Source organism: Rhizobium johnstonii 3841 (assembly GCF_000009265.1).
GTDB lineage: Bacteria > Pseudomonadota > Alphaproteobacteria > Rhizobiales > Rhizobiaceae > Rhizobium > Rhizobium acaciae.
On sequence record NC_008381.1, the window covers coordinates 427,673 to 441,558 of the forward strand.

Here is a 13,886-nt window from a genome sequence, read left to right on the forward strand (position 1 = left end):
TCATCGACAACACAAACCAGGAGAATCCTGCGAATGAAACTGCTCCCCACGCTTCTCGCCGGCGCGGCACTCGTGCTTTCCGCCGTCACCGCACAGGCCGAAGTCCGCTTCGGCGTCATGAACGAATCCTATCCGCCCTTCTTCGCCAAGGATGCGTCGGGCCAATGGCAGGGATGGGAAATCGACCTGATGAATGCCGTATGCGAGGAGATGAAGGAGAAATGCTCGATCGTCGAGATTTCCTGGGATGGTCTCATTCCGGCTCTCCAGAGCAAGAAGTTCGACGTGATCTGGTCGTCGATGTCGAACACCGCGGAACGCTCGAAGGTGATCGACTTCACCGACAAATATTACAACACGCCGAGCACCTTGATCGGTCCCAAGGACCAGAAGCCGGGCGCCACCGCCGAGGACGTGAAGGGCAAGACCATCGGCATCCAGGTGTCGACGATCCAGTCGGAATATTACAAGAAGTATTTCGCCGCCGCTGCCGAGGAAAAGACCTATCAGACGCTCGATGAGGCTTTCCAGGATCTCGCTTCCGGCCGTATCGACTATGTCTTCGGCGATTCACTGGCGCTTGACGCTTTCCTGAAAAGCGATGGCGGCAAGGATTGCTGCGCCAAGATGGGCGACGTCGCCGACGACAAGGAGATTCTCGGCGCCGGCGTTTCGGGCGGCCTGCGCAAGGAAGACACGGAACTGAAGGCCAAGCTGAATACGGCGATCGCTGCCGTCCGTGCCAGTGGCCAGTATGACGCCATCAACAAGAAATACTTCGATTTCGACATCTACGGCGCAAAGTAAGCAGTCCTGATAATGGCGACCGCGCAACAAGGTGTTCTGGACCTGCTGTCTCCTTATCCTCCGGGATGGGGCGGCGTTCTTTTGGCAGGTGCGGTCTCCACGGTCGCCATCTCGGCTTGCGCTTTCGCGATCGGCTTGCTGCTCGGCACGGGCGGCGCGCTTGGAAAGCTTTCGGGCAATCGCATACTGCGCCTGCTGCTCGATCTCTATACCACGCTGATCCGCGCCGTTCCCGAGCTGATCCTGATCGTCGGGCTCTACTATGCCGGCACCGATGGCCTCAACCGGCTGCTCGCCGCTTTGGAGCTGCCGCCGGTCAATGTGAACGGCTTCGTCGCGGCCGTCGCCGTGCTGGGCTTCGTGCAGGGCGCCTACATGACGGAGGTGCTGCGCGGCGCGATTCTCGCCATTCCCGTCGGCCAGATCGAGGCCGCCAAGGCCTTCGGCATGGGGCCGGTGCTGAGGTTCCGTCGGGTCCTGCTGCCGGCGCTTTTGCCGAACGCGCTGCCGGGCCTTGCCAATCTATGGATGTCGGTCACCAAGGACAGCGCGCTGGTGGCGGTCGTCGGCTACCAGGAACTGGCGCTCGCCACCCGTCTTGCCGGGGCAAGCACCAAGCATTACTTCGTCTTTTTCCTTGCTTCGGCCCTTCTCTATCTCGCCATCACGCTTGTTTCCAACGTCGTCTTCAAACTGATCGAGGGACGGGTACGGCGGGGGCAGCCGCGTCTTGCCTGAAGAAAGCGCCCCATGAATTTCACCTGGATCTCTTCCTACTGGCCGCTGCTTCTGACCGGCGCCTGGCAGACTGTTTGCCTGCTGGTGATCTCCGTGGTGTTCGGCTTCGCCATCGCCATAGGCCTCGCGTTTGCGCAGGTCAGCGGCGGCAGACTGACCCGGCTCCTGGCGCGGAGTTACTGCACCTTCTTTCGCGGCACGCCGCTGCTGATACAGCTATGGCTTCTCTACTACGGGGTGGGCTCGCTGCTGCCCATGGTCCCCGGCATCCGCCAGAGCCTGTTCTGGCCGATCCTGCGCGAGGGCTTCTTCTTCGCCGCCGTCAGTTTTACCCTGAACTATGCAGCCTATGAGGCAGAGGTGTTGCGCGGCGCGCTGCTTGCCGTTCCCAAGGGCGAGCTCGAAGCGGGCCGGGCCTTCGGCCTGTCGCCCTGGATGCTGATCCGCCGCATCTGGCTGCCGCGCGCCATTCGAATCGCCCTGCCGACGATTGCGGGAGAGATCGTCATGCAGCTCAAGGCGACGCCGCTCGCCTTTACTGTGACGGTGATGGATCTTTATGCCGTGGCAAACAAGGTTCGGCAGGACACTCTGCTCGTCTATGAACCGCTGCTGGTCGTCACCCTCTTCTATCTCGCCCTGACCGCCGTCATCGCCCGCGTCTTCCGAAGTCTCGAAGCGCAGGTGCCGGTTCGCCGCTAGGCCGACGGGAAAGAGACTGGTCATGAACTCGCTGGCGCACGAACCACGTACATCTCGCCCACTTTACGATGAAAAGCCCCGCGCCGCTGACGGCGCGACAGCCTGAATGGAGACCTCTTCATGAGCACGATGCGAATTCTCGATGGCGGCATGAGCCGCGAACTGTTGCGGCTGGGCGCCGAGCTGAAACAACCGGAATGGTCGGCATTGGCGCTGATCAACGCGCCGGATATCGTCCGTAGGGTCCACCAGGAATTCATCGCCGCCGGCTCTGAGGTGATTACGACAAACAGCTACGCGCTGGTGCCCTTTCACATCGGCGAGGACCGGTTCCAGAAGGAAGGGGCGGCGCTGATCCGTCTCGCCGGCCGCTTGGCGCGCGAGGCGGCTGATTCCGTCACGGATCGGAAGGTGCTGGTCGCCGGCTCGCTGCCGCCGATCTTCGGCTCATACGAGCCGCAGAATTTTCAGCCTTCGCGGGTGCAGGATTATCTCGAGGTGCTTGTCGAAAACCTTTCTCCCTTCGTCGATATATGGCTCGGCGAGACGTTGAGCCTGATCGCCGAGGCAGAGGCTGTGCGCAAGGCGGTGGCGACGTCAGGCAAACCGTTCTGGATTTCGTTCACATTGGCCGATGACGAGGCAGCGATAAGGGGCGGCGAACCCAAGCTTCGCTCCGAGGAAAGGGTCGAGGAGGCGGCGTCCTGGGCGGTTTCATCGGGCGCTGACGCCCTCCTGTTCAATTGCAGCAAGCCCGAAGTCATGCAGGCGGCGGTGGAGACGGCCGCGCGCGTGTTCCGGAAGATGGATGCTCACATCGAAATCGGCGTCTATGCCAATGCCTTCCAAGGGGAGCAAGGCGAGGCAGCCGCCAATGAAGGCCTGCACGAGACACGCGCCGATCTGAATGACGATGCCTATTCGCGCTATGCCTGCTCCTGGGCCGAGGCCGGCGCGACGATCATCGGCGGCTGCTGCGGCATTGGCGCCGCCCACATCCATCGACTCAAGAAGACGCTTTTGGGTTGAATAGCCGAGAGTGAGGCTGCTGCCGGCAATCGCAGTTCTCGGACTTTATTGATCCTCTTGGTGAAGTGACCTCGCGAGCGCTTTCATCCGCCCTTCGGCGCCATCACCTTGATTTCTGAGAGATGCAGGGCATCAGGTTCGTTTTGGCCGGCTCGGGGCATGGTCGAGGCCGGCGGCGGCCTTCTTCAGGCAGTCGAGGTAGCGGTCCCGGTTGGCGATGCCATCGTCGCGCGGCGTGACGAGGCAGAGCGTTGCGGCTGCATGGCCTTCCTCGCCCCGCACCGGTACGGCAAAACAATGGGTGAAGCTGTCGACGATGCTGTTGAAGGTGAAGAGACCTTCACGCTCGGCCTGGCGCACCTCGGCGATGAAGGTTTGCGGCTCGAGCCATTCGCCGTTCGGCAGGCGAAAATCCTGCGGCGGAATGAAGTTCAGGATTTCTTGATCCGACAGGTGTGCGACGAGTAGACGGCCCGACGCCGTCCACGGGATCGGCACCGACTGCCCGACATCCGTCGAAATGCGGAAGGGGCGCGCGCCTTCGCGCATGCGGACGACGGTGTATCTGTTTCCATCCAGCATGCAGAACTGCGCCGTTTCCCGCGTCTCGTCGGCAAGCTGTTCCAGCGCCGCCTCGCATTCGCGGGTGAAGTCGAAATGGTTCTCATAGGCTGCGCCGAGGAAATACAGTTTGCGGCCGAGATAGACACGCCCCTCGCCGCCCGTGAATTCCAGAATGCCATTCTGCAGCAGCAGGTTTACGAGCTCATAAACCGATGAGCGCGGTGCGCCGATCTGCGCGGCGATTTCGTTCGGCTTCAGGGCCTGGCGTTTCTGGCGCAGGAAATCGAGGATCTCGAAGGCGCGGTCGAGCCCTCGGGCGCGCTTGCCGGCTGCTTCGTCCTGAACTGCATCCATTGCTGTCGATCCCCTTTTTGTCCGGCCAAGCTTTTCAAGCCGTCTGCCACATCTGTCAATCGATCCCGCCATTCCTAGCGAATGAAATTTCTGCACCCCTCTTGCGAGGTAAAAAAATCGGCATAAGATCGCTTCGTCCGGTATATAGATCACATGTACGATATATTGGACACAAATGGCAAGCCGTCAACGCTGCCGCACACAAAAAGGGGATCGACATGAAGAATCTTGAAAACGGCATTTCCGCTTCGCTGCGCCGCCGCCTTCTCGCGGGCGCTGCCGCCGCTGCGGCACTCCTCGTCTTTTCGGCCGGCACGGCCTCGGCCGCCGCCAACTGCATCAAGGGTGACAGGAAGGCGCCCTATACGATCGGCTGGGCAAACATCTACTCGGTGCCGACCTGGATGAAGCAGACCGAAGGCACCATCACGGCTGAAGTGGAGGAGCTGAAGAAGGCGGGCCTGGTGAGAGATCTGATGATCACGGACGCGCAGGGCAATGCCCAGACGCAGATCCAGCATATCCAGTCGATGATCGACGCCAATGTCGACGCCATCGTCGTGATCGCCGGTTCCTCCAACGCGCTCGACCGCGTCATATCAGATGCCTGCGACAAGGGCATCGCCGTCGTGAATTTCGACAGCCTTGTTAACACCGACAAGGTGACGGCGAAGATCAACACCGATTCCAACGAATGGGGCGCGACCGCTGCCAAGTGGATGGTCAGCCAGCTCGGCGGCAAGGGCAAGATCATCATCATGAACGGCCCGGCCGGCATTTCGGTGAGCGACGACCGCCGCAAGGGCGCCCAGCCGGTCCTCGACGCCAATCCCGGTCTCCAGGTGATCACCGAAACGAACACGGAATATAACGTCGCCCCGGCACAGGAAGCGATGACCAGCCTGCTCTTCGCCAATCCCGAAATCGACGGCGTGCTGTCGCTCGGCGGCGCGCTATCGGCCGGCTCCGTCCTCGCCTTCGAGCGTCAGGGCCGCGATCAGGTGCCGACTACAGGTGAAAACGCCAGGCAGTTCCTGGAACTCTGGAAGGAGAAGGGACTGAAGGGCTGGGCGACCATGCAGCCCAACTGGCTCGGTGCACTTTCCGTTTACACCGCCGTGCAGGCGCTGGAAGGCAAGGACGTTCCGGCCTTCGTCAAGGTGCCGCTGCCTGTCATCGACGACAGCACGATCGGCAGCTACCTCGCCCGGGCCGACAAGTTCCCGGCTGACGGCTATATCTACTCGGACTACGACAAGGCGCTCTTCGACAAGCTGCTTGCCACCAAGTAATCCGCCCAAGTAACTCGGGTTGAGGAAAGCCGTCATGACGGAAGAACGACCCCTGCTGGAAGCCCGGCAGGTGTTCAGGGGATTTTTCGGCAATCCCGTTTTGAAGGGCGTCGACATCGCCCTTCTGCCGGGCAGGGTTCACGCCCTGCTCGGCGAAAACGGCGCCGGCAAGTCCACGCTGATCAACCTCCTGTCCGGTGCTCTCCAGCCGGACGGCGGTTCCATCCTCGTCGACGGCAAGCCGGTCGAACGCTTCAGCCCGGCGGCTGCGCGCGCGGCCGGTATTGCAGTCGTTCAGCAGGAGCTGAGCCTCACGGCCAGTCTCTCGATTGCCGAAAACATCGGGCTCGGCGCCTTTCCGCGCCGGTTCGGTCTGATCGATTACAAAGCGCTTCATCGCGGCGTGTCAGATGTCTGCGATATGGTGGGGCTCACCGAGCCGCTCGACATGCCGGTCGCCGACCTGGCGCTTGGCCGCCGCCAGATGGTGGAGATCGCCAAGGCACTGTTCCGCAAGCCACGCGTGCTGATCCTGGACGAACCGACCTCATCGCTTTCCGCACACGAAGCCGGCATCCTTGCCCGCCTGATCGAGACGCTGAGGGACCGCGGCACCGCACTTCTCTATATTTCCCACCGCCTCAACGAGGTGCAGGCGCTCTGCTCGCATGTCACGGTGCTGAAGGACGGCTTGGTCACCGCCGACCAGTCGCTGTCCGGCATCGACGGCGAGGGCCTGGTGCGCCTGATGGTCGGCCGCGAGACCGGCGACCTGTTCCCGCCGCGCTCCGTCACGGCACCCGGCGCGCTGCGCATCAGCGTCGAAGGTTTTTCCGCCGGCATGGTGCGTGACATTGGCTTCTCCGCCCGCGCCGGCGAGATTGTCGGTATCGGCGGGCTGGTGGGTCAAGGGCAGGAAGACCTGCTGCTTGGCCTTTACGGCGCGATTCCGGCCGCGGCTGCCCGGGCGGAGGTATCCGGCAAGCCCGCCCTGCCCGCCGATGTCGGCGAGGCGAATGCCGCCGGCATCGTCTATGTCCCGGCCGACCGCAAGCATGAGGGGCTGGTGCTGCCCCACTCCATCGCCTCCAATCTCATCCTGCCCTCGCTCGGACGGCTCGCCCGCAAGGGCTTACGCGACCGGCCGGCGGAAAACGGCCTGGTCGCCGATCTCGCGCGCCGGCTGACGATCAAGGGCGATACGGCCCGCCCGGTGCAGGCGCTTTCCGGCGGCAACCAGCAGAAGGTGGCGCTCGCCAAGTGGCTGCCGCTCGATCCCTCCGTTCTGCTCCTCAACGATCCGACGCGCGGCGTCGACATCGAGACCAAGCGGGAAATCTACCTCATGCTCCGCGCTTTCGCCGCCGAGGGGCGGCTCGTCATTCTGGCCAGTTCCGATACGCCGGAGCTCGTGCATCTCTGTGACCGCGTCGTGGTTCTGCGCGAGGGGCGCGTCGCCGCGTCGCTGTCGCAAGATGAAATCAGTGAAGGAGCGATCGTCGGTGCGGCCATGGGCATTACCACCACGACACAGGGAGAAGCGGCATGAGCACAAGTTCGTCATCCCGCCTCTACGGCTCGATCCAGCTCCGCCGCAACCGCGGCCTTGCCGGCCTTTATCTGGTTGTCGCCGCCTTTCTCGTCCTCTATGCGCTGCTCTTTCCCGGCATCCTTTCGATCGGCGGTTTTTCGAAGTTCACGCAGAACTGGTTCCCGCTCGCGCTCGTCACCATGGCGCAGGCGCTGCTCATGCTGAACGGCGGCATCACCCTGGCGATCGGCCCGCTCGTCAGTCTTGGAGCGGTGATCGCCGCGACGACGATGGAAGGAGCCCTCGGCGTACCAGGCGGCATTCTTGCGGTCTCGCTTGCCGGTCTTTCGATCGGCGCCGTCATCGGCGCCATCGTGACGTATCTGAGGTTGCCTGCGATCATCGTCACGCTTGCCGGCTCCTTCATCATCGGCGGGGTCGCACTCATCCTGCTGCCGCGACCGGGCGGGTTCATCCCCGATTGGCTGTCGACGACGCTTGCCGGCCACACGCCCGTAGCCTTCCTGCTGCTCACCGTGATCCTGGTGCTCTGGAAGGCCTTTCTTGCAACGCCGCTCGGCCTCGGCATCTACGCGGCCGGCGACAATCCGGTCGGTGCATTCCGCTCCGGCGTCCCGGTCGAACGGGTGAAGGTTGCAGCCTTCGCCCTGTCCGGCCTTCTCGCAGCCCTGACCGGTCTCTTCGTCGCCGCCCAGACCGGCTCGGGTGATCCTGTTATCGGCACGCCCTTCACGCTGAACTCCATCGCCGCCGCCGTGCTCGGCGGCGTGGGTTTCCTCGGCGGCAAGGGCACGATGCGCGGCGCGATCTGCGGCAGCCTGCTGCTCTCGGTCATGATCAACGTCATGTTCTTCCTGGGCTTCCCGCCGGTCGCGCAATATGTCGCTCAAGGGTTGATCATCGTCGGCGCGGTCGCCGTTCCGGAACTTCTTGGGGCTTGGAGGGCAAGGCGATGAACGTCATCAGGTCCGCGTTCCGCAATCCGCCGCTGCTGACCTTCCTTCTGGTCGCGTTCGTCTGGATCGTCGCAAGTTTCACGCTGCGTGGTTTCGGCGCCTATGGCCACCTGCGCTACCTGCTCGAACTCGCCGCGGTGATCGGCATTGCCGCGGCCGGCCAGACGCTCGTCATCCTGATGGGCGGCATCGATCTTTCCGTCGGCGCGGTCATAACAGTCACGGCGATCCTGCTGCCGCTGATTTCGCCCGCCTGGGACCCGACCGGCCTCGCCGGCATCGCGGCGGCCCTTGCCATCGCCACCGGCATCGGCCTGATGAACGGCGCCGGTGCTGCCTATCTTCGCGTGCCGCCGATCATCATGACGCTGGCCATGGCGACCTTCCTCCAGGGTCTGCTCGTCATCGTCGCCGGCGGCAGCGCGGTCACCGTCAGCAATCCCGCGGTCATCCTGCTCGGGCAGGCGCGGCCGCTCGGCATTCCCTCGGGCATCATTCTGTGGCTCGTCGTCTCGATCGTCGTCCTGCTGCTCGTTCACCGCATGCCGATCGGCGCCCGTTTCCTGGCGCTTGGGGCGAACCCGCTGACGGCCCGGCTTTCCGGCGTCAGCGTCACGCGCAACACCCTGATCGTCCACACTCTGTCGGGCTTTTTCGCAGGGCTTGCCGGCATTCTCGTGCTCGGCATGAACCGGCAAGGGTATGTCGGCATCGGCGACCCCTATCTGCTGACCTCGATCGCCGCCGTCGTGCTCGGCGGCACCTCCATCCTCGGCGGCCGCGGCACCTATGCCGGGACCATTCCGGGGGCAATCCTGCTCGTCACGACGACGGCGCTGATCACCGTCGTCAATGCCTCCCCCGGCTGGCGGTCGATCATGTTCGGCACCTTGATCCTTGCCCTTCTGCTCGTTTCCGGCCGCGAGGCGCGCCGATGACCGAGCTCTACGACGGGCCGGTGATCGACCCGCATCACCACCTCTGGGACCTCAGCCTGCAACGCCATCCCTGGCTGCAGAAGGCGCAGGCTTCCGGCGAAGAGATGGTTTTCGGAAGCCTCGCACCGATCCTGCGCGACTACGGCATCGACGATTATCGCGCCGATGCCGCCCGCCAGAACGTGGTTGCAACCGTGCATGTGGAGGCCGGCTGGTCCGTTGCCTACCCGCTGGAAGAGAGCCGCTGGCTGGATGGCCTCGACTGCAGCTCCGGCGTGGCACGCCGTTATATCGCGCGTGTGCCCCTCGACGGGTCGGACGCCATGCGCCTGCTCGAGGCGGAAGCGGAAAATCCCAACGTCGTCGGCATCCGTGATATTTTGAGCTGGCATCCGGACGCGGCGAAGAGTTTTGCTCTGCGCCCGAACCGCATGGGCGATCCCGCCTGGCGGGCGGGGCTTGCCCATGCCACGCAGCTCGGGCTGGTCTTCGATCTGATGCTCTATCCCTGGCAGATGAGCGAGGCGCTCGAACTGGTGCGCGCTTTTCCGCAAACGCTTTTCGTGCTCAACCACGGCGGCAGCCCGGCCGACCGGACGGAGGACGGCATGGCGCTCTGGCGCAGTGGTCTGCGGGCGATCGGCAGCGAGCCGAATCTGCGCCTGAAGATCTCCGACCTCGTCGCCTACGACAACGAATGGACGCTCGAAAGCCTGCGGCCGGTGATCGAGCATTGCCTCGATTGTTTCGGTCCGTCGCGCGCCATGTTCGCGAGCGACTTTCCGGTTGCGGGCCTGCACGCCTCTTTCGACGAGGTCTACCAGGTTTTCCGCACGGTCGCCTCGCAGTTGTCTCTCGACGAGCAGCGCGCCCTGTTCTTTGCCACAGCCAATGACACCTATCGGCTCGGCATCGCCGATCCGGCCGAGATTAGGAGTGGCTGCCATGTCTGACCTTCATACCGCGACGGAAAATGTGCTGATCGACGAGCGGGTGCGCGGCTTTCCGCCGGGTAATCCGCCACTTGCGCTTGATGCAATCGGCAAGCAGGGATGGAAGCCATATGACGGCAGGATGGCCATGCCGCTGATCTCGCTCGACCGGCAGGCTTTCTCCGGCAATGTCGAACTGATGATGGCCTATGTGAAGAGCCACGGCGCCGACATCGCGCCGCATGCCAAGACAGCGATGTCGGCGGCGCTGGCGGAGGCACTTCTGGCGGCAGGCGCCTGGGGCACGACAGTCGCCGATATCCGCCAGGCCGCTGTCCTGCTCAAGGCGGGACAACGCCGGCTGATCCTCGCCAACGAGATCGGCGGGGCCGCCGCCGCCCGCCGGCTCGCGGCCCTGCTTGGCCACTATCCCGATGCGGAACTCCACATCTTCGTGGATTCGACCGCGCTCGTCGATGCTCTCCGTTCCGCCTGGCAGCAGCGCGCCGATCTGCCGCCCCTCGGCCTGCTGGTGGAGTTCGGCGCCGGCCGCGCCGGTGCCCGCAGCGTCGACGCTGCCGAGGCAATTCTCGAGGCGATCCTTGCCGCGGAGACACCGGCCTTCCGGCTGACCGGCATCGCCGCCTATGAGGGTGCGGCGGCGACCGCCGATGCGCAAGAGACGATGCTTCGCATCGACGCGCTGATGGCGATGACATCCGATTTCCTGCCGAAGCTGCGCGCCCGCGTAGGCAAGGAGCGGCCGCTCCTCGTCACAGCCGGCGGTTCGGTGTTTTTCGACGTGGTGATTGCCAGGCTTTCAGCCGCCGTTGCGGCCGATCCCGCCTGCCGGCTGGTGCTGCGCAGCGGTGCGATCTTCTTCCACGATCACGGCATTTACGAACGCGGCCTTGCCGGCCTCGATGCACGCGGCGGCTTCCGCATCGGCGGGGAGACGATCTCGGCGGCTGCAACTTTCCGTCCGGCGTTGCGGGTCTGGGCCGAGGTCCTGTCGCGGCCGGAGCCGCGGCTGGCGATCTGCGGCATGGGCATGCGCGACGTGGCGATGGATCAGGGCCTGCCACGGCCGCTGGCGCTCTATCGCAATGGTGCGTATCTCGCCGATCTCGGAAACGCCGACGTGTTTCGCCTCAACGATCAGCACGCCTTCGTGGCCCTTGCCGACGGCAGCGACGTCGCGGTCGGCGACGTTATCGAGTACGGCATCTCGCATCCCTGCACCTGCCTTGACCGGCATGCCATCCTCTACGGCCTCGACCCGGACCATTCGGTGACGACAGCCTATCTGACCAGCTTCGGCTGAACTCTCTCCAAAAGTAAGAAAAGGAAAACCCGCAATGATCCAGCGTTATCAGAAAGGTTCGCGTATGAGCCAAGCCGTCAGCTACGGCGGTCTCGTTTATATTGCCGGCCAGGTCGCGGAAAATCGCAAGGCTGATATCAAGGATCAGACCCGCGACGTGCTCGGCAAGATCGACGCCCTTTTGAAAGAAGCCGGTATCGACCGCTCGCGCCTCATCGCCGTCAACGTCTTCTTGCCGGCGATCATTGATTTCGATGCGATGAACAGCGTCTATGATGACTGGATCGACGTCGAAAACCCGCCGGCCCGCGCCTGCACCGAAGCACGTCTGGCCGATCCCGATCTGCGCGTCGAAATGACCGCGATCGCCGCCCTTTGACGACATCGCAACCGTCCGCACTGGAGGCATCATGCATAGCGGTCTCGTCAATCCGATCGACTTTTTGCGCGAGGGCCGGCAGGCCGGCCATCTCGCCATTCCCTATTCGATCGACCGGTCTCCCTATTATCAGATCCGTATTCCGATCCTTCGCCTCAGAAATGGCGAGGGGCCGTCTTTGCTGCTGATGGCCGGCAACCATGGCGACGAGTATGAGGGCGAACTGCAGCTCGGCCGGCTGATGCGGCTGCTTGATGTCGCAGAAATCCGCGGTGCCGTCACCATCCTGCCGATGGTGAACCTGCCGGCGGTGATGGCCGCCAAGCGCTGCTCGCCCTTCGACGGCGGCAACCTCAATCGGGCGTTTCCCGGCGATCCCAGCGGCTCGCCGACGGCGCGGATGGCGCATTTCCTCGAACACGAACTCTTTCCGCGCCACGACGTCGTGCTCGACCTGCATTCGGGCGGCACCTCCATGGCGCATCTTCCCTGCACGCTGATCGAGCGGCAGGCCGATGCCGGCCGTTTCGAACGGTCGGCTTCACTGATGCGCGCCATGGGGGCGGCGCATGCCTTCATCGCCGATAACGGGCCGACGGCGCCGACATCGATGGGGGCTGCGGCAAGGGCCGGAACCATCGGTCTTTCCGGTGAGTTCGGCGGCGGCGGTACCGTGACGCCTGAGACAATGGGTTTCACCGCGGCCGCGATCGACCGGCTGCTCGTCACACTCGGCATCGTGAAGCATCCGGTCCTGTCGCGCGTGCCGCTCGCCGAGCCGGGACCGTTGCAGCTGCTTTCACTATCTAGGCATAGCCAGGGCATCTATGCGAACCGCAGAGGCTGGTTCGAGCCCGCCGTCGCCCTCGGCGCCACCGTTGCCGCCGGCGAACTTGCCGGATGGTATCATGATCTCGAACGCCTGGAGCAACCGGAGGAAGAGCTGCGCTTTGCCGAGAGCGGCATTGTCATTTCCCACAGGCTGCATTGCGACAGCCAGGCCGGCGACTGCCTGATCCAGGTCGCCGAACCCATCGCATCCTGAGGGCGCTGATCTGCTTAAGTGATTGCGCCGACCGCTGCTTGGACCCAATCGAGACGCTTTGCCGGTATGAGGCCGTAATTGTAGAAATTCACGCCGTCGGCGCCGGCATCGACGGCGGCCTTGGCGCGTGCGGCCAGCACCGCCGGCCCGCTGACCTCGGGATAGAAGACGCGCAGGCCCACGCCCAGAAACTTGCCCGGTCCGATTGCCGCCCGGCCGGTCCGGATGACATCGCCGACGGCGTCCGGCTCCATGTCGTAACAGCAGAGGATCGCCCCGTCGCAGAGCTTGCCGACGGCGGCGAGATCGACGCCACCGAGCCAGCCGTCCTTCAGGTCGATGAGCACGATGCGTGTCGCCGGATCGGCGGCTGCCTTGATCTCACCGATCAGGCTGGTCACCGGTTCGCTGCGCCAGGTGAGATAGGCATGCAGATCGGGATGGTCGCGAAAGGCATCGATTCCGGCTGCCGGGAAGTCGGGGAACTGCCGTTCCGGGACAGCTCGTTCGCAGAGTTCGGCGATGAAGCGCGCGACCGACCGGCGTGCGCCTTCGACCGGCACGCCGTCCTTTTCGGCACGCGCCGTGCAATGGTCGCAGAAGCAGAGCGACAGCAGAAAATCGTCTTCGGCATTCAGGCCGACGCCGTCCTTCTCGTGATGGTATTCATGCGCGAATCCCATGAAGTTCGGGCTCTCGAGTTCCACCATATCGGGCCGGTAGTTGGTCGTGATGTCGCGGACAAGGGTAACGGCATAGTCCCGCGCCGCCGGGCTGGAGGGGCAAAGATTGTAATAGTTGGGATTGCCGAAGGCGTTCCGCGTCACGTGATCGGGATGCAGCATGCCGAGGCGGCTATTGTGCAGGCAGACCGTCCAGCAGGAGACCTTGAGACCCGTCGCCTCGCGCCCCTTGGTGAGCGCTTCCAGCATGTCGCCGCGCTCGGTGACATTCCCAGCCATCAGCGGCCGGATCAGCTTGTCCTGCCACAGGCTTTCATCCGCCCGGAAGTAGACCGTCCCATCCTCGGGGAAATAGGCCTTCTGCTGCGGGCTCCGCGGCTGCAGGAACCGGCCGGCATGATAGGAGGTCGCCAGGCTGACCGTGTTCAGGCCCGCGCGGCCGCGAAGGTCGGCGGCGAGTGCTGCAAGCCCCTGGTCCTGAATATCCCAGGGGTAGGTCCACATGGAAAGATGCATGGCGTGCTCCCGCGAAATCTGTCCACTTTATAGAACACGTGTCCATAATAGTGTCCAGAGTGATCTTGGAGGCGT

Annotated in this window: 14 protein-coding genes; 12 read left to right on the top strand and 2 right to left on the bottom strand. The window is 63.8% G+C overall.

The genetic code is table 11. The features are described from left to right. The first annotated feature begins 33 nt into the window (after positions 1 to 33). The 4 genes from RL_RS29455 to RL_RS29470 all read left to right on the top strand — a co-directional run bounded on the left by RL_RS29455 (position 34) and on the right by RL_RS29470 (position 3,276). Positions 34 to 807: a transporter substrate-binding domain-containing protein gene (locus RL_RS29455; protein ID WP_028743094.1), complete on the top strand. Its 774-nt coding sequence runs from the start codon at positions 34 to 36 to the stop codon at positions 805 to 807. Between the two features lie 12 nt (positions 808 to 819). Beyond that, positions 820 to 1,545 carry an ABC transporter permease gene (locus tag RL_RS29460; protein WP_011654435.1) on the top strand — a complete coding sequence of 242 codons (726 nt, stop codon included), beginning with the start codon at positions 820 to 822 and terminating at the stop codon, positions 1,543 to 1,545. A gap of 12 nt (positions 1,546 to 1,557) precedes the next feature. Then, on the top strand, positions 1,558 to 2,247 hold the full coding sequence (locus RL_RS29465) for an ABC transporter permease (protein WP_011654436.1): 690 nt from the start codon (positions 1,558 to 1,560) through the stop codon (positions 2,245 to 2,247). 120 nt (positions 2,248 to 2,367) lie between these two features. After that, the gene (locus RL_RS29470; RefSeq protein WP_011654437.1) at positions 2,368 to 3,276 is read left to right on the top strand and encodes a homocysteine S-methyltransferase family protein; all 909 of its coding nucleotides are present in this window, start codon (positions 2,368 to 2,370) and stop codon (positions 3,274 to 3,276) included. Between the two features lie 132 nt (positions 3,277 to 3,408). On the opposite strand, the gene RL_RS29475 is transcribed toward RL_RS29470, so the two are convergent. Beyond that, positions 3,409 to 4,194 (bottom strand): IclR family transcriptional regulator, encoded by a 786-nt coding sequence (locus tag RL_RS29475; RefSeq protein WP_011654438.1) that lies wholly within the window; start codon positions 4,192 to 4,194, stop codon positions 3,409 to 3,411. A 218-nt stretch (positions 4,195 to 4,412) separates the two neighbouring features. On the opposite strand from RL_RS29475, the gene RL_RS29480 reads away from it, so the two are divergent. From RL_RS29480 to RL_RS29515, 8 genes are read left to right on the top strand one after another with little or no spacing between them, the layout of a single operon-like run. After that, on the top strand, positions 4,413 to 5,486 hold the full coding sequence (locus tag RL_RS29480; RefSeq protein WP_011654439.1) for an ABC transporter substrate-binding protein: 1,074 nt from the start codon (positions 4,413 to 4,415) through the stop codon (positions 5,484 to 5,486). Positions 5,487 to 5,520: 34 nt separating this feature from the next. Beyond that, on the top strand, positions 5,521 to 7,035 hold the full coding sequence (locus RL_RS29485) for a sugar ABC transporter ATP-binding protein (protein ID WP_011654440.1): 1,515 nt from the start codon (positions 5,521 to 5,523) through the stop codon (positions 7,033 to 7,035). Continuing rightward, positions 7,032 to 7,994, top strand: a complete 963-nt coding sequence (locus RL_RS29490; RefSeq protein WP_011654441.1) for an ABC transporter permease — start codon at positions 7,032 to 7,034, stop codon at positions 7,992 to 7,994. Before RL_RS29485 ends, RL_RS29490 begins: the two co-directional genes overlap by 4 nt. Beyond that, positions 7,991 to 8,932, top strand: coding sequence for an ABC transporter permease (locus tag RL_RS29495; protein ID WP_011654442.1), 942 nt, complete (start codon positions 7,991 to 7,993; stop codon positions 8,930 to 8,932). Before RL_RS29490 ends, RL_RS29495 begins: the two co-directional genes overlap by 4 nt. Continuing rightward, positions 8,929 to 9,885 carry an amidohydrolase family protein gene (locus RL_RS29500; RefSeq protein ID WP_011654443.1) on the top strand — a complete coding sequence of 319 codons (957 nt, stop codon included), beginning with the start codon at positions 8,929 to 8,931 and terminating at the stop codon, positions 9,883 to 9,885. Before RL_RS29495 ends, RL_RS29500 begins: the two co-directional genes overlap by 4 nt. Then, positions 9,878 to 11,188 carry an alanine racemase gene (locus RL_RS29505; RefSeq protein ID WP_011654444.1) on the top strand — a complete coding sequence of 437 codons (1,311 nt, stop codon included), beginning with the start codon at positions 9,878 to 9,880 and terminating at the stop codon, positions 11,186 to 11,188. Before RL_RS29500 ends, RL_RS29505 begins: the two co-directional genes overlap by 8 nt. Positions 11,189 to 11,222: 34 nt before the next feature. Continuing rightward, positions 11,223 to 11,567: a RidA family protein gene (locus RL_RS29510; RefSeq protein ID WP_011654445.1), complete on the top strand. Its 345-nt coding sequence runs from the start codon at positions 11,223 to 11,225 to the stop codon at positions 11,565 to 11,567. Between the two features lie 31 nt (positions 11,568 to 11,598). Beyond that, positions 11,599 to 12,612 (top strand): succinylglutamate desuccinylase/aspartoacylase family protein, encoded by a 1,014-nt coding sequence (locus tag RL_RS29515; RefSeq protein ID WP_011654446.1) that lies wholly within the window; start codon positions 11,599 to 11,601, stop codon positions 12,610 to 12,612. A 14-nt stretch (positions 12,613 to 12,626) separates the two neighbouring features. Here the strand turns inward: RL_RS29515 and RL_RS29520 are convergent, their stop codons facing one another. Then, on the bottom strand, positions 12,627 to 13,811 hold the full coding sequence (locus RL_RS29520) for a hypothetical protein (RefSeq protein WP_011654447.1): 1,185 nt from the start codon (positions 13,809 to 13,811) through the stop codon (positions 12,627 to 12,629). Positions 13,812 to 13,886 lie beyond the last annotated feature (75 nt).